Below are 16,328 nucleotides of genomic sequence, written 5' to 3'. Positions count from 1 at the left end.
GACGAGAGCATGGGGAACAATGGTGAGGTGACCAGGCCCGCCTCCACCCGTGCCGCCCGCCTCGACCAGGTCTGCGCCGCCGCCGTCGAGGTGGCCCGCGCCGGCATCACCGAGGTGGACGCCGACGATGTCGGTGACCACCTGCAGGTCGTGGCCGAAGGCGACCGGCTGGTCACCCACTACTTCGAGTGCCTCCTCGCGGGCTACCGCGGCTGGCGCTGGGCGGTCACCGTCACCCGGGTGCCGCGCAGCCGTACCGTGACCATCTGCGAGACCGTGCTGCTGCCCGGCTCCGACGCGCTGCTCGCGCCCGGCTGGCTGCCCTGGCAGGAGCGGCTCAAGCCCGGTGACCTCGGCCCCGGTGACCTGCTGCCGACCCCGCCGGACGACGAGCGGCTGGTCCCCGGCTACCTGCTCTCCGACGACCCGGCGGTCGAGGAGACGGCCTGGGAGCTGGGCCTGGGCCGGGCCCGGGTGCTCTCCCGGGAGGGGCGCACCGATGCGGCGCAGCGCTGGTACGACGGCGAACACGGCCCGACCGCGGCCATCTCCACCGCCGCCCCGGCCGCCGCCCGCTGCGGCACGTGCGGCTTCTACCTTCCGCTGGCCGGGGCGCTGCGCCAGGCCTTCGGCGCCTGCGGCAACTTCTATGCCCCCGACGACGGTCGGGTGGTCAGCGCCGACCACGGCTGCGGTGCCCACTCGGAGACGCTGATCGAGGCGGCCGAGACCGCGGTGGACGAGTTGCCCACGGTGTACGACGACAGCGCGGTGGAGGCCATGTCGGTCAGCCGCGCCCCGGGTTCGGTGGAGGCCGCCGAGCCGGGGGAGCCCTACGGCCACCCCTGACGTCCGTGCCGGCGTGCGGCGTCGGCAGGGTCAGTTGGCGGCGCGGCGACGGCGTCGGTTGGCGTCGTGCCGCATCATCGTGGCGAGACCGGGGAAGCCCCACAGGAAACCGGCCAGGCAGGTCCAGAGCCAGTTCTCGTGATCGTGTTCGGTCAGCCAGTCGCGGAAGAAGATCAACAAGACCAGTCCGGCCACCGCCCAGGCGATCAGCCCGGCGACCGCGAACGGCACCATCGGCGGGTCCAGCGGCTCCGGCCGCGGCGGCTGCTCCTTCGGCACCCGGCAAGCGTACGCGATCAACTTTCCCTGCCGGCCGGTGATCTGGGACGATGCGCGCGACAAATCGGAAGATCACCTGCGAGGACCCGATGGCCGTAGCGCCGCCCGAGAACGGCACACCACCCGATCCCGCTCATCCGCGAAACGGTTTCGACCGGTTCTTCGAAATCTCCGCCCGCGGCTCGACGCTGAGCCGTGAGGTCCGCGGTGGCCTGGCGACCTTCTTCACGATGGCGTACATCGTGGTGCTCAACCCGCTCATCCTCGGTGGTGCCGTCGACGGCGACGGCAAGTCCCTCCCGATCCCCGCACTGGCCGCGGCGACCGCGCTGGTCGCCGGCCTGATGACCATCCTGATGGGTGTGGTCGGCCGGTTCCCGCTGGCGCTCGCGGCCGGCCTCGGCGTCAACGCGCTGGTGGCGTACGAGATCGCCCCGGAGATGACCTGGGCGGACGCCATGGGTCTGGTGGTGATCGAGGGTGTGATCATCGCGGTGCTGGTGCTCACCGGGCTGCGTACCGCGGTCTTCCGCTCGGTGCCGACGCAGATGAAGACGGCGATCGGTGTCGGCATCGGTCTGTTCCTGACCATCATCGGTCTGGTCGACGCCGGCTTCGTCCGTCGGGTCCCGGACGTCGCGAACACCACCGTGCCGGTGGGCCTGGGCATCGGCGGCAAGCTGGTCAGCTGGCCGCTGCTGGTCTTCGTGGTGGGCCTGCTGCTCACGCTGGTGCTGGTGGTCCGCCGGGTCAAGGGCGCGATCCTGATCGGCATCCTCACCTCCACCGTGCTGGCGGTCATCGTCGAGGCGGTCGCCAACATCGGCCCGTCCTTCGTCGACGGGAAGCCCAACCCGAAGGGTTGGGCGCTGAACGTGCCGGAGCTGCCGAAGACGGTGGTGGACGTGCCGGACCTGTCGCTGCTGGGCAACTTCAACGTGTTCGACTCGTGGGGCCGCGCCGGCTGGGTGGTCGTGCTGATGTTCGTGTTCACCCTGCTGATCACGGACTTCTTCGACACCATGGGCACGATGGTGGCCGTCGGCCAGGAGGGTGGCCTCCTCGACGAGCAGGGCACCCCGCCGAAGGCCAAGGAGATCCTGCTGGTCGACTCGATCGCGGCGGCGGCCGGCGGTGCGGCCAGCACCTCCAGCAACACCTCGTACATCGAGAGTGCCGCCGGTGTCGGGGAGGGCGCCCGGACCGGTGTGGCCAGCCTGGTCACCGGCGTGCTGTTCCTGCTGGCGATGTTCCTGGCGCCGCTGGTGGTGATCGTGCCGTTCGAGGCGGCCTCGACCGCGCTGGTGGTGGTCGGCTTCCTGATGATGACCGCGGTCCGCACCATCGACTGGTCCGACTACGAGATCGCCATCCCGGCGTTCCTCACCATCGTGCTGATGCCGTTCACCTACTCGATCTCCAATGGGATCGGCGCCGGCCTGATCACCTACGTGGTGGTGAAGCTGGCCAAGGGCAAGGCCCGGGAGATCCACCCGCTGCTGTACGGGGTGGCCGCGCTGTTCGTGCTGTACTTCCTGCGCGGGCCGATCGAGTCCCTGGTGCTCTGAACGCGCGTCCGGGCGGGGATTCGAACCGGATTTCCCGCCCGGACCAGCACAAACCTCCTCGTGAGCCTGATCATATCCAATGTCGTTAGCCAGGCTCATTAGTTAAGCTAACTATCGTGACGGAGCGGACGGTGACGGCGGAACGCGTGCCACCGGCGCAGCTGGCTCCCCAGTTGCGTGATGCGATCACCCGACTCAACCGGCGGGTCCGACAGGCCCGGCCGGTCGGCGACCTCACGGTCACCCAGGTCTCCGCGCTCACCAGCCTGCGGCTGGCGGGCGCGCTGACGCCCCGGGAACTGGCCGACGTCGAACGGGTGCAGCCACCGACGATGACCAAGATCGTTGCGAAGTTGGAGGACCGCGGCCTCGTGCAGCGGACACCCCATCCGACCGACGGTCGGCAGGTCATCCTCGCGGCTACCGAAGGGGGGCAGGCCGTGCTCGACCAGTTCGAGCGGGCCCGCGATGAGTGGCTGGCCCACCGGCTGGCCGCGCTCGACGAGGACGAACGGGAGACCCTGCACAGGGCCGCCGAGATTCTCCAGCAGCTCGCTCGCGCCTGAGCCGCGCCCGCGCCACCGGGGCCGTGCCGTCACGTGTCGATGACGCGTACGTCCGGAGGAGGCGCACCAAGAGTGCAGGCCAGGTTGAGCACGATGTTCCAGTCCCTGCAGGTCCGTAACTACCGGCTCTTCGCGTCCGGGCAGCTGATCAAACTGATCGGCGTCTGGATGATGTTCATCGCCCAGGACTGGCTCGTCCTCGAGCTCTCCGACAACTCGGCCACCGCGCTCGGCGTGGTCACCGCGCTGCAGTTCACCCCGGTGCTGCTGCTCACCCTGCTCTCCGGCCGGCTCGCCGACCGCTACGACAAGCGGGTGCTGCTCTTCGCCGCCAACGCCTTCTGGACGGTGCTGGCGCTCGGCATGGCCCTGCTGGTCCTCACCGACCTCGTCCAGCTCTGGCACGTCTTCGCCTTCGCGGCGCTTCTCGGCGTGGCCAACGCGGTGGAGACGCCGGTCCGTCAGGCGTTCGTCTCCGAGCTGGTCGGCACGCCCCTGCTGCCCAACGCGCTCTCGCTCAACGCGGCCGTGTTCAACTCCGCCCGGATCGTCGGCCCGGCGGTCGCCGGCCTGGCCATCGCCGCCTTCGACGTGGGGCCGGTGTTCCTGTTCACCGCGCTCAGCTCGGTCGCCCCGCTGGTCAACGTGGTCCGGATGCGCGCGTCCGAGCTGCACCGGGACGCGCTCCTGCCCCGCGACGAACGCGCCTCGGCGCGGGTGGTCGACGGGCTGCGCTACGTGTGGCGCCGCCCCGACCTGCTGCTGCCGATGGCGGTGATGTCGGTCATCGGCATGTCGCTGTTCAACTTCCAGCTCACCCTGGCAGCCCTGGCCAAGACCGTCTTCCACACCGGCGCCGCCTCGTTCGGCCTGTTCAGCACCGCGCTGGCGGTCGGCGCGCTCGGCGGGGCGCTCAGCGGCACCGGCCGGCGCAGCCGCCCGTCGGTCTGGCTGGTGCTCGGCGCCGCGGTCGCCTGCGCCAGCTTCGGCACGCTGGTCGGCCTCGCGCCGACGTACTGGCTGGTCGTGACGCTGCTCGTGCCGACCGGGTTCTTCATGGTGTTCTTCGCCCAGGCCGCCAACCAGCGGGTCCAGCTCGGCGTCGACGCCGCCTTCCGGGGACGGGTGATGGCCCTGTGGGTGCTGGTGTTCCTCGGCACCAACCCGGTGGGAGCGCCGCTGGTCGGCTGGGTCGCGGAAACCTACGGCGCCGGCGCCAGCATCTGGATCGGCGGTCTGGTCTCGCTGGCCACCGCGCTGATCGCGCTCACCTGGCAACTGCGCCGCTCCGGCGCGCGGCTGCGCTTCCGGGTGCTGCCGATGCCCCGCTTCTACGTGACCTCCACCGACTGAGGTGTAAGGAGGGGCCCCTTGTTATCGCATTTTGCATAGCAGGGGGCCCCTGCTAACTGCCGGTGTGCCGGGCGCGTCCCGTTGAGCGGATGGCGCGGATGCGGCCAATCCGGTGGCGGGCCGGCACGACGGGGCTTAGCGTCGATGCGTGGGAGTCGGACGCACGCTGCTGCTGGCCCTGGCGTTCCTCGCCGTGGCCAGCCTGCCGGCGGTCTTTGCCCTGCTCTTCTGCGCCGACGAAATTCTCGACCGGGTGGTCTGCGGCTGGACGGAGTGGCGCGAGCGACGCCGGGAACGGCGGACCATCGCCCGCCTGGACCGGGCCATCGAGGCGGACGCGCTGACCCGGGACATCGACCTCAGCGAGTTCGACCGCACCGACCGGCGACCGCTGGAACAGCTCGCCGCCGACCTGCGCCGCCTCGGTGGCCAGCGGCTCGGCGGCACCGGCCGGTCGATGGTCTGGCACGGCGCGGTGCTCCAGGCGTACGACGACCGCCTCCAGCTGGCCTGCCGGGCCCTCGGCATCCCCGAACACCTCGCCGAGCTGACCGGCGTCGACCAGGAGATCGAGCGGGTCCGGGTCGAGGGCGTCCTGCACGCCGCCGGGCTGGCCCTGCCGGCGGCCCGGGCCGGGCACCGCCAGCGGCACCGCTGAGCGGCCCAAGGGGTGCGCCTGTTCGTGGCGGTCTGTCCGCCCACCGAGGCGGTCGAGCACCTCGGCGCGCGGCTCGCCCGGTTGCGGATGAGCGCGGCGGCCGCCGCCGGCACCAACGTCCGACTCGCCGACGCGGCGCACCTGCACCTCACCGTCGCCTTCCTCGGTGAGGTGGAGGCCACCCGGCTGGTCGAGGTGGAGAGCGCACTCGGGCTGGCCGCCGAGTGGTTCCGCGACGGGCGGGACGCCGCACCCCGGTTGAGCCTCGGCGGCGGCGGCCGGTTCGGCAGGGGCCGGTTCACCGTGCTCTGGGTGGACGTCCAGGGTGAGGTGGAGGCGCTGCACGTGCTGGCCCGGCTGGTCCGCTCCCGGCTGCGGCACGCCCGGCTGCCGCACGACGACCGGCCGTTCCGCCCGCACCTGACCGTCGCCCGGCCCGGTGACCGGGTGGACCCGGCCGACATCGAGGCCGACCGGGCAACCCTGGACGGGTACGCGGGCCCGCAGTGGCCGGCGAGCGAGTTGCTGCTGGTCCGCAGCCACCTCGGCCCTCGACCGAGCTACGACCGGATCGCCGCCTGGCCGCTCTGACCGCGCCGCAATCCGGCCGGGGCGGTGGGTTCACCAGGCCCGGGCCTCCGGACGCGGGCCGCCGTGCACTTGGAGTGCGTCGCGTCGACGGGTGGCGAACCGCCACCCGTCAACGCGACGCGTCAGGAGGACTCGCGGGCGGCCGGGCCGGTGCCGAAGAGCACGTCGTCCCAGCTCGGCAGCCGCTTGCGCGGCTTGCCGGCGGCATCGGTGGACTCGCCGCCAGCGGCGGCCGCCGCGCCCGTGCGACGCGGCCGCAACACCGCGAGCGACGGCACGGCCGGCACCTCCTTGGGCGCGTCCGAGTCGTCGTCGAAGGCCGACCCCTGCCCACCGCCGAGCAGTGCCGCGGCGCCCCCACCGACCGGCCGCTGCCGGGGTGCGTCCGACCCGCCCAGGGCAGCCGGGGTACGCGGCTCCAGGCCCCGACTCGACGAGGAGCCGAGCGGACGGTCCAGCGAGGCGAGCAGTGCGTCCCGCCCGGCCCGGATCGGGTCCCGACCGGCGCGCGGGTGCTCGGACGCCGCGGGCAGGCCGTGCCCGCCCCGGCTCGGCTCGCCGCGCGACGGACCGGGCAGGGCGTGCCCGCCCCGCTCCGGCGCCGGCTCCTGGCCGAGGATCGGCGTGGGACGCTCGGCGCACAGGTATTGCGCCATGTCGTCGTGCGGGGTGACCGCCTGCCGGGTCTTGTCGAGATCCCAGATCGCCTGCGCGGTGGCCTTGCCGGACGGCCAGGTGGCGATGATGCGCCAGGTGCCGTCGTCGCGGCGGTACGCGTCCCAGGAGATCTTCTCGGTGTCGATGCCGTGCTGGCTCAGCCGGCCGTTGACCACCTCGGCCAGCGGGGTCGGCTTCTCCGCGCCCTTGAGCCGGGTGCGGCGGGCGTGCTGGGCGAGCATGGCCCGCTCCTGGAGCACCGGGCCGGCGTAGCGCAGCACCCGGTCGACCGGCACACCGGCGATCCGGGCGACGTCCTCGGCGGACTCGCCGGAGCGGATGCGGGCCTGGATGTCCCGAGGGGACAGTGACGGGATCGGGTCGGCTGCGCTGGGCGCCACCGCGAGCGGCGCGGCGCCCGGCTCGGCGTGCAGCGCCCCGGCGATCCGTTCGTCGATCGGTAGGGCGAGCAGGCGCCCGACCTCGTCGGCGAGCACCAGGGCCTGGCCGTCCTCGGAGAGGGCGACGAAGCGTACTGGGCGCATAGCGTTGCCTCCGTCCCGCTTCGCTGGCCGCACGCCACGAGTCGGCCACCCGGGCGTCTCGCACCACCGTACGCGCATCTGCCCGGAGGTGGGGGAAGCGACACCCCGCATGTCGCGACTGAGCTGCAACGATGATCACGGTCGGTGTCCGTCGGGGCCCCGACGGACACCGACCGTGACGATGCTCAGAGGCGCTCGACCACGTAGTCGATGGACGCGGTCAGCGCCTCGACGTCGGCCGGCTCGATCGCCGGGAAGAGCGCCACCCGTAGCTGGTTGCGGCCGAGCTTGCGGTACGGCTCGGTGTCCACGATGCCGTTGGCCCGCAGCGCCTTGGCGATCGCGGTGGCGTCCACCCCGTCGGCGAAGTCGATGGTGGCGACCACGTTGGACCGCAGCGCCGGGTCGGTGACGAACGGCGTGGCCACGGTGGAGCGCTCGGCCCAGCCGTACACGGCGGCGGCGCTCTCCGCCGTGCGCTTGGCCGCCCAGGCCAGGCCGCCCTGCGCGTTCATCCAGTCGGTCTGCTCGGCGGCCAGGAAGATGGTGGCCAGCGCCGGGGTGTTGTACGTCTGCTCCAGCCGCGAGTTGTCGATCGCGGTGACCAGGTCGAGGAAGGCCGGGATGTAGCGGCCGGACGCCTTGATCTCGGCGGCCCGCTCCAGCGCGGCCGGCGACATCAGGGCCAGCCAGAGACCGCCGTCGGAGCCGAAGCACTTCTGCGGCGCGAAGTAGTAGACGTCGGTCTCGCCGACGTTGACCTCCAGGCCACCGGCGGCGGAGGTGGCGTCGACCAGCAGGAGCGAGCCCTCGTCGGCCCCGGCCACCCGGCTGATCGGCACGGCGACGCCGGTCGAGGTCTCGTTCTGCGGCGTCGCGTAGACGTCCACGCCGGCCTCGGCGACCAGGGCCGGCGCGCTGCCCGCGTCCGACTTGCGGACGGTCGGCTCACCCAGGAAGGGGGCGTCCTTGACGGACTTGGCGAACTTGGCGCCGAACTCGCCGAAGCTGGCGAACTGCGCCCGGTCGCGGACCAGCCCGAACGTGGCCACCTCCCAGAATGCGGTGGTGCCGCCGTTGCCGATCACCACCTCGTACCCCTCGGGCAGCGAGAAGAACTCGGCGATGCCGGCGCGCAGCCGGGCCACCTGGTCGCGGACCGTCTTCTGCCGGTGCGAGGTGCCCAGGTAGCTGGTGGCCACCTCGGCGAGTGCGGACACGGCCGCTGGCCGCACCTTGGACGGGCCGCAGCCGAAGCGTCCGTCGGCGGGCCTGATCTCGTCGGGAATCCGGATGGTCGGTGCGTCAGCCACGGTTCTGAAGGTCCTTCCGCATGGGCGAGGGCGGGCCCGGTGAGAGGGCTCGGTGCGGACCGACGGCGGCGCGTACGCGGGGCGCACGGCGCGCCGGGATCCGTACCGGCGATCCGGCGACACTGCCGGCCCTCATCCTCGCACCCCGGCGGCCTACGGCCGGTCGGGGTCCCGCGCAGCGATCTGAGGCCTTCGCCACACCGGCGGCCTCGGCCCGGCGCTGCCCGCCCCGTGCCGGCTCCGACGTTAAGAAGGGGCCCCTCCTCTACGCCAGGCGTTAAGAAGGGGCCCTTCCTTACGGCTCAGACGCCGTGCGGGATGGCCGCCCAGCCCTCGACCTCGGAGGGCTTGCGGCTGCCCGGCCCAATGTAGCGGGCGGACGGGCGCACGAGCCGCTGGAGACGCTTCTGCTCCAGGATGTGCGCGCTCCAGCCACCCATCCGGGCGCAGGTGAACATGGAGGTGAACATGTGCGCCGGAACCTCGGCGAAGTCGAGCACCACGGCCGACCAGAACTCGACGTTGGTGGCCAGCACCCGGTCCGGGCGGCGGGCCTGCAACTCGGCCAGCGCGGCCTTCTCCAGTGCCTCGGCGATCTCGAAGCGCGGCGCGCCCAGCTCCTTGGCGGTGCGGCGGAGCACGCGGGCGCGCGGGTCCTCGGCCCGGTAGACCCGGTGGCCGAAGCCCATCAGCCGCTCGCCGCGGTCCAGCACGCCCTTGACGTAGCCCTCCGCGTCGCCGCTGCGCTCGACGGCCTCCAGCATGCTGAGAACCCGGGACGGGGCGCCGCCGTGCAGCGGGCCGGAGAGGGCGCCGATGCCCGACGAGATGCAGGCCGCCGCGTCCGCCCCGGTGGAGGCGACGATGCGGGCGGTGAAGGTCGAGGCGTTCAGGCCGTGCTCGGCGGCCGAGATGAAGTACGCGTCGACGGCCTTGACGTGCCGCGGGTCCGGCTCGCCCCGCCAGCGCTTCATGAACCGCTCGACGATGGTCTGCGCCTTGTCGATCTCCTTCTGCGGCACCGCCGGGAGGCCGAGGCCCCGGGCGGACTGCGCGACGAAGGAGAGCGCGGTCACCGAGACGCGGGCCAGGTCCTCGCGGGCCTGCTCGTCGGAGATGTCCAGCAGCTGGCTGAGCCCCCAGTACGGGGCCAGCATGGCGACCGCGGACTGCACGTCGACCCGGATGTCACCGGAGTGCACCGGCACCGGGAACGGCTCCGCCGGGGGCAGGCCCGGCCCGAACCGGCCGTCGACCAGCAGTGCCCACACGTTGCCGAAGGAGACCTGGCCGATGAGATCCTCGATGTCGACGCCGCGATAGCGCAGCGCGCCACCCTCCCGGTCGGGTTCGGCGATCTCGGTCTCGAAGGCTACGACGCCCTCCAGTCCGGGTTTGAAATCGGCCATGTCGTTCTCCTGGCTCTGGTCGGTGCGCCCGGTCAGGCTCATCCGGCCCGGTCGGCCGAGCGCCTTAGGCGACCCTCAGGGATGTGTTCGGAACATCTTGCCTGCTGAGTAACCAGATACGCGACCCGCTGCGACTGTGCCGCACGCGACATCCCCGGACGCGCATTCGGCTCGCGGCTCGGTGAGACTGGGCGGGAGGGGCTGGCCAGCGTCGGGGGACGTCGGCCGGCCCGCTGAGGAGGAGTGGGAACGTGACGGGCGACACATCCGCCCCGGCCGCGATGCGTAACGAGTACGCCGCGGACCTGGGCCTGACCGAGGCGGACCTGGCGGCCGACTGGCACACCCAGTTCGACCGCTGGTTCGCCGACGCGGTGGCCTTCGGGCTGCCCGAGCCGAACGCGATGGTCGTCGGCACCGCCGACGCCGCCGGCCGGCCCAGCGGGCGCACGGTGCTGCTCAAGGGGTACGACCCGGACGGCTTCGTCTTCTTCACCAACCACCTCTCCCGCAAGGGCACCGAGGCGACCGACAACCCGTACGCGAGCCTGGTCTTCCCGTGGTTCGCGATGCAGCGGCAGGTGGTGGTAACCGGACGGGTGACCCCGATCGACCGGGCCGCCACCGAGGCGTACTTCGCCACCCGGCCGCGCGGCTCCCAGATCGGCGCCTGGGCCAGCCCCCAGTCGCAGGTCGTGCCGGACCGAGCCGAGTTGGAGGAGCGCTACCGGGCGACGGCGGAGCGCTTCGCCGACACCACCGAGATCCCCGCCCCGCCGCACTGGGGTGGGCTGCGGGTGCGGCCCGACACGGTCGAGTTCTGGCAGGGCCGGGCCGGCCGGTTGCACGACCGGCTCCGCTTCCGGCGTACCGACGAGGGTGGTTGGGTCATCGAGCGGCTGGCGCCGTGACCGGTGTGCAGCAGGCCCGGCCGCGTGGGGCGCGGCGCTGGGCGATCGACCTGCGCCCGCTGGGCGTGCCCGCGTACCGGCGGGTGTGGTTCGGCAACAGCGTGGCGATGTTCGGCTTCCAGTTCACCGCGGTGGCCGTGCCGGTGGAGATGTTCGGGCTGACCGGGGGATCGTTCTGGGTCGGCCTGCTCGGCGTCGCCGGTTTCCTGCCGCTGCTGGTGTTCGGACTCTGGGGCGGCGCGGTGGCCGACGCCCGGGACCGGCGCCGGGTACTGCTCGGCGGCGGGGTGCTGCTCTGGGCGTCGACGCTGGCGCTGCTCGTGCACGCCCTGCTCGGGATGGGCAGTCCGCTGTTGTTGCTGCTGCTCGTCGCGGTGCAGTCGACCGCCTTCGCGATCACCTCGCCGACCCGCAGCGCGATCCTGCCGCGGCTGGTACCGGAGCACCTGGTGCCGGCCGCGAGCACGCTGAACTTCACCACGTTCACCGCCACCTCGGTCTTCGGGCCGCTCGCCGCCGGGCTGATCTTCGCGATCTGGCGGACGGACGTGGGTCTGCCGCTCGCGTACGCGGTGGACGCGCTGCTGTTCGGCGCCTCGTTCTGGGCGACGTGGCGATTGCCGGCGATGCCGCCTGAGCCGGATCCGGAGGCCGGGGACGGACCCCGGCGGGCCGGCCTGGCCAGCGTCATCGACGGGTTCCGTTACCTGGCGACGACGCCGGTGCTGCTGCTCTCGTTCGGGGTGGATCTCATCGCGATGATCCTGGCCATGCCTCGGGCCCTCTTCCCGGAGATCGCCACCGAGCGGTTCCACAATCCGGCGACGGTCGGCTGGCTCTACAGCGCCATCGCGATCGGCTCGATGCTCGGCGGGCTGACGTCCGGCTGGATCGGCCGGCTGCGCCGGCAGGGGCTCGGCCTGGTGCTCGCGGTGGTCGGCTGGGGGGTGGCCATCGCGGCGGCGGGCCTGGCCAACCAGCTCTGGCTGATGGTCGCCCTGCTGGCCCTGGCCGGGGCCGCCGACCTGGTCAGCTCGGTGCTGCGCCAGACGATGCTGCTGGTCTACGCGCCGGACCGGATGCGGGGTCGGTTGCAGGGCGTCAACACGGTGGTGGTGGCCGGCGGTCCACGCCTGGGCGACCTGCGTGCCGGCACCATGGCCGCCGGGTTCGGCGGCGGGGTCGCCTGGGTGGCCGGCGGGCTCGCCTCGGCCGTGCTCGTGGTGGTGCTCGCGGTGGCCTTCCCGGCGCTGCTGCGCTACCGGGCCGCGACGGCGTCGAGCGCCGCGCCGGAGTGACCGGGCCATCGGGTCGCGACGGCGTCGAGCGCGGCCCGGGAGTGACCGGTTAGGGTCGCCGACATGGAAAGCCCCGACCTGCGCTCGCCCTCCGGCGCCCAGTGGACCATCTCCGCCGCCGGCCACGAGGCCGTCATCGTGGAGGTGGGCGGTGGGGTACGGACGTACCGGCACGACGGCGTCGACCTGCTCGACGGGTACGCGGTCGACGAGTGCTGCCCCGGCTGCGCCGGGCAGGTGCTGGCGCCGTGGCCGAACCGGATCCGCGACGGCCGCTACTCGTTCGGCGACCGGACCCACCAGCTCCCGCTGAGCGAGCCGGAGCGGCACGTGGCCATCCACGGGCTGGTCAACTGGGTGCCGTGGCGGCTGCTGGAGCAGTCGGCCGACGCGGTGACGGTCGGCTACGACCTGCCGCCGCAGCCCGGCTACCCGTGGCCGCTGCGGCTGCGCAGCCGGTGGAGCGTCGGTGCGGACGGGCTGCGCGCCGAGCACGAGGTCACCAACACCGGCGGCGAGCCGGCGCCGTTCGGCTTCTCCGTGCACCCGTACCTGCAAGTGCCGGGTGTCGCGGTCGACGACCTGACCATGCGGCTGCCGACCCGGACCCGGCTGCTGGTGGACGGGCGGCTGCTGCCGGTCGGGGCGACGCCGGTCGCCGGCACCGAGTACGACTGGACCAGCCCCCGCCGGATCGGCGGCGCCCAGCTCGACCTCTGCTTCGGCGACGTGATCCGCGACGCCGACGGCGGCTCGTCGGTGAGCCTGAGCGCGCCGGACGGCTCGTCGGCCGTCACCATCTGGGGCGACGGCGAGTTCGGCTGGTGGCAGGTCTTCACCGGGGACGCGCTCACCGGCGAGCGGCACCGCCGTTCCGTGGCGATCGAGCCGATGACCTGCCCACCGGACGCGTTCCGCTCGGGCAAGGACGTGATCACGCTGAAGCCCGGCGCGACCTGGCGGGGCGCCTGGGGCGTCCGCCCCGGAGCCTGACCGGGATGGAGTTCGCCGAGGTCGTCCGGCGTCGCCGGATGGTGCGCAACTACGACCCGGACCGCACGGTCCCGCCCGACGTGGTCAACCGGCTGTTGGAGCACGCGGTACGCGCGCCGTCGGCCGGCTTCGCCCAGGGCTGGGGCTTCCTGGTGCTGGAGGAGGAGGCGGACCGGGACCGGTTCTGGGCCGCGGCCACCCCGGCCGGGGGTGGGCGCGAGCGCTGGCTGGCCGGCATGCGCCGGGCGCCGCTGATCGTCGTGCCGCACGCCAACGAGTCGGCATACCTGGAGCGGTACGCCGAGCCGGACAAGGGGTGGGCGGACCGGTCGCCCGAGCGCTGGCCGGTGCCCTACTGGTACGTCGACACCGGCTTCGCCGCGCTGCTGATGCTGCTCACCGCGGTGGACGAGGGGCTCGGGGCGTGCTTCTTCGGCATACCGCCGCAGCGGCTGTCCGCGTACCGGGAGGCGTTCGGCGTGCCGGTGGAGTACCAGCCGATCGGCGCCGTCACCATCGGTTACCGGGCCGACGACCACCGGTCACCCTCGCTGCGTCGTGGGCGACGACCGGTGGACGAGGTGGTCCGGCGCGGCCGATGGAGCTGAGACGCTCCGTCCCGTTCGCCCGGTTGAGGATCGGACGAGCGGTAGCGAAACTGACATCAGGGAGCAGAACGCGGTGTGCGCTGGGCGGCTAGGCTGGCACGGTCATCGGTGCCGCGCCGCGCGGTGCCACGCCGCGACCGGCTCGGTGCCGTCGGTCGGCCCGGCCGCGGGGGAGGGGAGCGTGCCGTCGTGATCTTCAGAGCGGTCCGGGACGGGCGTCCCTATCCGGAGCACAACCTGACGCTCAAGCAGTGGGCGGAGATCCCGCCGCGGCCACTGCGCCTGGACCAGCTGATCACCACCAAGCGCGAGCTGGCGCTGGACAAGCTCCTCGCCGAGGACTCCACCTTCTACGGCGACCTCTTCCCGCACGTGGTGCAGTGGAACGGCGGGCTCTACCTGGAGGACGGGCTGCACCGGGCGCTGCGCGCGGCCCTGCAGCAGCGCAACCAGATCCACGCCCGGGTGCTCGTGCTCTCCGAGCCGATCGAGTGAGCGGCCCGGCCTGAGGCTTCGTTAAGGTGACGGCATGACTGTGCTCGATCTGCTCGACCTGGCCTCGTCGCTCAGCGAGGAGGAGCGGCAGATCCGTGACGTCGTGCGACAGCTCGTCGACGACCGGGTCCGCCCGCACGTCGCCGACTGGTACGAACAGGGCCGGGTGCCCGCCCGGGAGCTGGCCCGCGAGTTCGGCAAGCTGGGGCTGCTCGGCATGCACCTGCGCGGGTACGGCTGCGCCGGCGCCTCGGCCGTCGCGTACGGGCTGGCCTGCCAGGAGCTGGAGGCCTGCGACTCCGGCCTCCGCTCGCTGGTCTCGGTGCAGGGCTCGCTGGCCATGTACGCCATCTGGCGCTTCGGCAGCGAGGAGCAGAAGCAGCGCTGGCTGCCCCCGATGGCGACCGGCGAGGCGATCGGCTGCTTCGGCCTGACCGAGCCGGACCACGGCTCCGACCCGGCGTCGATGACCACCCGGGCCCGCCGCGACGGCGACGACTGGGTGCTCACCGGCGGCAAGATGTGGATCACCAACGCGCCGATCGCCGACGTCGCGGTGATCTGGGCGCGCACCGACGACGGCGTGCGCGGTTTCGCCGTACCCATGGACACGCCCGGCGTCACGGCCCGCGAGATCCGGCACAAGATGTCGCTGCGCGCGTCGGTGACCGGCGAGATCGTGCTGGACGACGTCCGGCTCCCGGCGGACGCCCAACTGCCCGAGGCGGTCGGGCTCAAGGCCCCGCTGAGCTGCCTCACCGAGGCCCGGCACGGCATCGTCTGGGGCGCGCTCGGCGCGGCCCGCGACTGCCTGGAGACCGCCCTGACGTACGCGACCACCCGCACCCAGTTCGGCCGGCCGCTGGCCGGCTTCCAGCTCACCCAGGCCAAGCTCGCCGACATGGCCGTCGAGTTGGCGAAGGGGCAGCTGCTGGCCCTGCACCTGGGCCGACTCGCCGACGCCGGCCGGTTGCGCCCCGACCAGGTCAGCGTGGGCAAGCTGAACAACGTGCGGGAGGCGCTGGCCATCGCCCGGCAGTGCCGCACGATCCTCGGCGCCAACGGCGTCTCCGGTGAGTACCCGGTGATGCGGCACGCGAACAACCTGGAGAGCGTGCTGACCTACGAGGGCACCTCGGAGATCCACCAGTTGGTCGTCGGGCAGCGGCTCACCGGGCTCTCCGCCTTCGCCTGACCTGCGCGTTCACCCATTCGGGGCGCTCGCCGAGCGGGTGTCGTACGGGGGCCGTACCGTCAATGACAGACGACGTGTCTGACGAGGACGGTGAGCGTGATGGCCCGCGACGCTGGCATCAACGACCCCACGAGGGAGTTCCCGGGTTACCCCACGGGCGACGACCTCAAGCAACGGTCGGACACACCGACGGAGCCGGTGCCGGGCGGTCTCGGTGGCGTCGGCGGCTCCGGTGGCGTCGGTGGTTCCGGCGGCGGTGGCAACTCCGGTGGCGGTGGTGGCTCCCGTGGCGGCGGCGCGCCGACGCGCGGCCTGCTCGGGCTGCTCGGGGCCGCGGCGCTCGCGGTCGTCGTGCTGCTCGGGGTGCAGGCCACCGGCATCCTGCCGGAGTTCCGCAACCCGTTCGCGAAGGAGCAGACCGACCGCAGCCAGCCGCCGCTGCTGAAGTCGATCCAGGATCTCAGCCGTTACGTCGCCGCCGAGGGCAACTTCCAGGTGGTCGTCGACACCCAGAACGACCGGCGCAACGTACCGGACTTCCTGCTCAACGAGCGCACCCTGTTCGTCGGGGCGGGCAGCGTCGAGGCGTACGTCGACTTCGGCAAGATCGGCGAGGGCGCCGTCGTCGAGTCGGCCGACGGCAAGTCGGTGGAGATCAAGCTGCCCGCGCCGCAGCTCGGCGAGACCAACCTCGACCTGGAGAAGAGCTACGTCTTCGCCGAGCGGCGCGGCCTGCTCAACCGGCTCGGTGACCTGGTCGGCAACGATCCCAACCGGCAGCAGCAGGTCTACCAGCTCGCCGAGGAGCGGATCACCGCCGCCGCCCGGGACAGCGGGCTGTCCGCCCGGGCCGAGGAGAACACCCGCAAGATGCTGGAGGGGCTGCTCCGCTCCCTGGGCTACGAGCAGGTCACCGTCACCTACACGGCCCCCTGACTCCCGCGGCCGCGCCGCGTCCACCCGAGCGCCGGAGCGCCCGCCACCGATGGTCATCGGGGCGGGCGCTTCCGTGCGTATCCGCCGGGTTGGCGGTCAGCGGG

Annotated in this window: 17 protein-coding genes; 13 read left to right on the top strand and 4 right to left on the bottom strand. The window is 72.8% G+C overall.

All coding sequences use genetic code 11. From position 1 onward, the window contains the following. The first annotated feature begins 9 nt into the window (after positions 1–9). A complete protein-coding gene (locus ACFOW4_RS23600) occupies positions 10–849 on the top strand; it encodes a DUF3027 domain-containing protein (protein ID WP_377531298.1) in 840 nt (279 codons plus the stop codon). A gap of 30 nt (positions 850–879) precedes the next feature. Here the strand turns inward: ACFOW4_RS23600 and ACFOW4_RS23595 are convergent, their stop codons facing one another. Continuing rightward, positions 880–1,128, bottom strand: coding sequence for a DUF2530 domain-containing protein (locus tag ACFOW4_RS23595; protein WP_377531297.1), 249 nt, complete (start codon positions 1,126–1,128; stop codon positions 880–882). Positions 1,129–1,217: 89 nt separating this feature from the next. On the opposite strand from ACFOW4_RS23595, the gene ACFOW4_RS23590 reads away from it, so the two are divergent. The 5 genes from ACFOW4_RS23590 (at position 1,218) to thpR (ending at position 5,864) form a co-directional block, all read left to right on the top strand. Beyond that, entirely contained in the window at positions 1,218–2,696 is a 1,479-nt protein-coding gene (locus ACFOW4_RS23590; protein WP_377531728.1) for an NCS2 family permease, read from the top strand. A gap of 116 nt (positions 2,697–2,812) precedes the next feature. After that, positions 2,813–3,262, top strand: coding sequence for a MarR family winged helix-turn-helix transcriptional regulator (locus tag ACFOW4_RS23585; RefSeq protein ID WP_377531295.1), 450 nt, complete (start codon positions 2,813–2,815; stop codon positions 3,260–3,262). Between the two features lie 72 nt (positions 3,263–3,334). Further along, complete coding sequence (locus ACFOW4_RS23580) at positions 3,335–4,615, top strand: MFS transporter (RefSeq protein ID WP_377531293.1); 1,281 nt, start codon at positions 3,335–3,337, stop codon at positions 4,613–4,615. 148 nt (positions 4,616–4,763) lie between these two features. Then, positions 4,764–5,273 carry a hypothetical protein gene (locus ACFOW4_RS23575; RefSeq protein ID WP_377531290.1) on the top strand — a complete coding sequence of 170 codons (510 nt, stop codon included), beginning with the start codon at positions 4,764–4,766 and terminating at the stop codon, positions 5,271–5,273. Positions 5,274–5,285: 12 nt separating this feature from the next. Continuing rightward, on the top strand, positions 5,286–5,864 hold the full coding sequence (thpR, locus tag ACFOW4_RS23570) for an RNA 2',3'-cyclic phosphodiesterase (protein ID WP_377531287.1): 579 nt from the start codon (positions 5,286–5,288) through the stop codon (positions 5,862–5,864). A gap of 122 nt (positions 5,865–5,986) precedes the next feature. Here the strand turns inward: thpR and sepH are convergent, their stop codons facing one another. The 3 genes from sepH to ACFOW4_RS23555 form a co-directional block, all read right to left on the bottom strand. Then, positions 5,987–7,066 carry a septation protein SepH gene (sepH, locus tag ACFOW4_RS23565; RefSeq protein WP_377531284.1) on the bottom strand — a complete coding sequence of 360 codons (1,080 nt, stop codon included), beginning with the start codon at positions 7,064–7,066 and terminating at the stop codon, positions 5,987–5,989. A gap of 185 nt (positions 7,067–7,251) precedes the next feature. After that, positions 7,252–8,379 carry a phosphoserine transaminase gene (serC, locus tag ACFOW4_RS23560; protein WP_377531281.1) on the bottom strand — a complete coding sequence of 376 codons (1,128 nt, stop codon included), beginning with the start codon at positions 8,377–8,379 and terminating at the stop codon, positions 7,252–7,254. A gap of 302 nt (positions 8,380–8,681) precedes the next feature. Beyond that, a complete protein-coding gene (locus tag ACFOW4_RS23555) occupies positions 8,682–9,788 on the bottom strand; it encodes a citrate synthase 2 (RefSeq protein ID WP_377531279.1) in 1,107 nt (368 codons plus the stop codon). A gap of 281 nt (positions 9,789–10,069) precedes the next feature. On the opposite strand from ACFOW4_RS23555, the gene pdxH reads away from it, so the two are divergent. The 7 genes from pdxH to ACFOW4_RS23520 all read left to right on the top strand — a co-directional run bounded on the left by pdxH (position 10,070) and on the right by ACFOW4_RS23520 (position 16,224). Beyond that, positions 10,070–10,699 (top strand): pyridoxamine 5'-phosphate oxidase, encoded by a 630-nt coding sequence (gene pdxH / locus ACFOW4_RS23550; RefSeq protein ID WP_377531726.1) that lies wholly within the window; start codon positions 10,070–10,072, stop codon positions 10,697–10,699. Beyond that, positions 10,696–11,997, top strand: coding sequence for an MFS transporter (locus ACFOW4_RS23545; protein WP_377531276.1), 1,302 nt, complete (start codon positions 10,696–10,698; stop codon positions 11,995–11,997). The genes pdxH and ACFOW4_RS23545 overlap by 4 nt, the downstream gene beginning before the upstream one ends. Before the next feature lie 63 nt (positions 11,998–12,060). Further along, positions 12,061–12,990: an aldose 1-epimerase family protein gene (locus ACFOW4_RS23540; RefSeq protein WP_377531273.1), complete on the top strand. Its 930-nt coding sequence runs from the start codon at positions 12,061–12,063 to the stop codon at positions 12,988–12,990. 5 nt (positions 12,991–12,995) lie between these two features. Next, entirely contained in the window at positions 12,996–13,598 is a 603-nt protein-coding gene (locus ACFOW4_RS23535) for a nitroreductase family protein (protein WP_377531270.1), read from the top strand. 189 nt (positions 13,599–13,787) lie between these two features. Then, positions 13,788–14,093 (top strand): type II toxin-antitoxin system VapB family antitoxin, encoded by a 306-nt coding sequence (locus ACFOW4_RS23530; protein WP_007454850.1) that lies wholly within the window; start codon positions 13,788–13,790, stop codon positions 14,091–14,093. A gap of 34 nt (positions 14,094–14,127) precedes the next feature. Then, positions 14,128–15,288: an acyl-CoA dehydrogenase family protein gene (locus ACFOW4_RS23525; protein WP_377531268.1), complete on the top strand. Its 1,161-nt coding sequence runs from the start codon at positions 14,128–14,130 to the stop codon at positions 15,286–15,288. A 99-nt stretch (positions 15,289–15,387) separates the two neighbouring features. Continuing rightward, a complete protein-coding gene (locus tag ACFOW4_RS23520; RefSeq protein ID WP_377531265.1) occupies positions 15,388–16,224 on the top strand; it encodes a DUF4230 domain-containing protein in 837 nt (278 codons plus the stop codon). The last annotated feature ends 104 nt before the right edge of the window (positions 16,225–16,328 follow it).

The sequence above is a fragment of the Micromonospora sp. GCM10011542 genome, assembly GCF_042650685.1.
Classification (GTDB): domain Bacteria; phylum Actinomycetota; class Actinomycetes; order Mycobacteriales; family Micromonosporaceae; genus Micromonospora.
The sequence above is the reverse complement of the archived record's forward strand: the minus strand, read 5'-3'. Positions and strand labels throughout refer to the sequence as shown.

Bases quoted from the DNA above. Each gene is read 5' to 3' on its own strand.
- ACFOW4_RS23600 (WP_377531298.1), top strand. From the start codon at position 10: ATGGGGAACAATGGTGAGGTGACCAGGCCCGCCTCCACCCGTGCCGCC.
- ACFOW4_RS23590 (WP_377531728.1), top strand. From the start codon at position 1,218: ATGGCCGTAGCGCCGCCCGAGAACGGCACACCACCCGATCCCGCTCAT.
- sepH (WP_377531284.1), bottom strand. From the start codon at position 7,066: ATGCGCCCAGTACGCTTCGTCGCCCTCTCCGAGGACGGCCAGGCCCTG.
- ACFOW4_RS23555 (WP_377531279.1), bottom strand. From the start codon at position 9,788: ATGGCCGATTTCAAACCCGGACTGGAGGGCGTCGTAGCCTTCGAGACC.
- pdxH (WP_377531726.1), top strand. From the start codon at position 10,070: ATGCGTAACGAGTACGCCGCGGACCTGGGCCTGACCGAGGCGGACCTG.
- ACFOW4_RS23540 (WP_377531273.1), top strand. From the start codon at position 12,061: ATGGAAAGCCCCGACCTGCGCTCGCCCTCCGGCGCCCAGTGGACCATC.
- ACFOW4_RS23535 (WP_377531270.1), top strand. From the start codon at position 12,996: ATGGAGTTCGCCGAGGTCGTCCGGCGTCGCCGGATGGTGCGCAACTAC.
- ACFOW4_RS23525 (WP_377531268.1), top strand. From the start codon at position 14,128: ATGACTGTGCTCGATCTGCTCGACCTGGCCTCGTCGCTCAGCGAGGAG.
- ACFOW4_RS23520 (WP_377531265.1), top strand. From the start codon at position 15,388: ATGGCCCGCGACGCTGGCATCAACGACCCCACGAGGGAGTTCCCGGGT.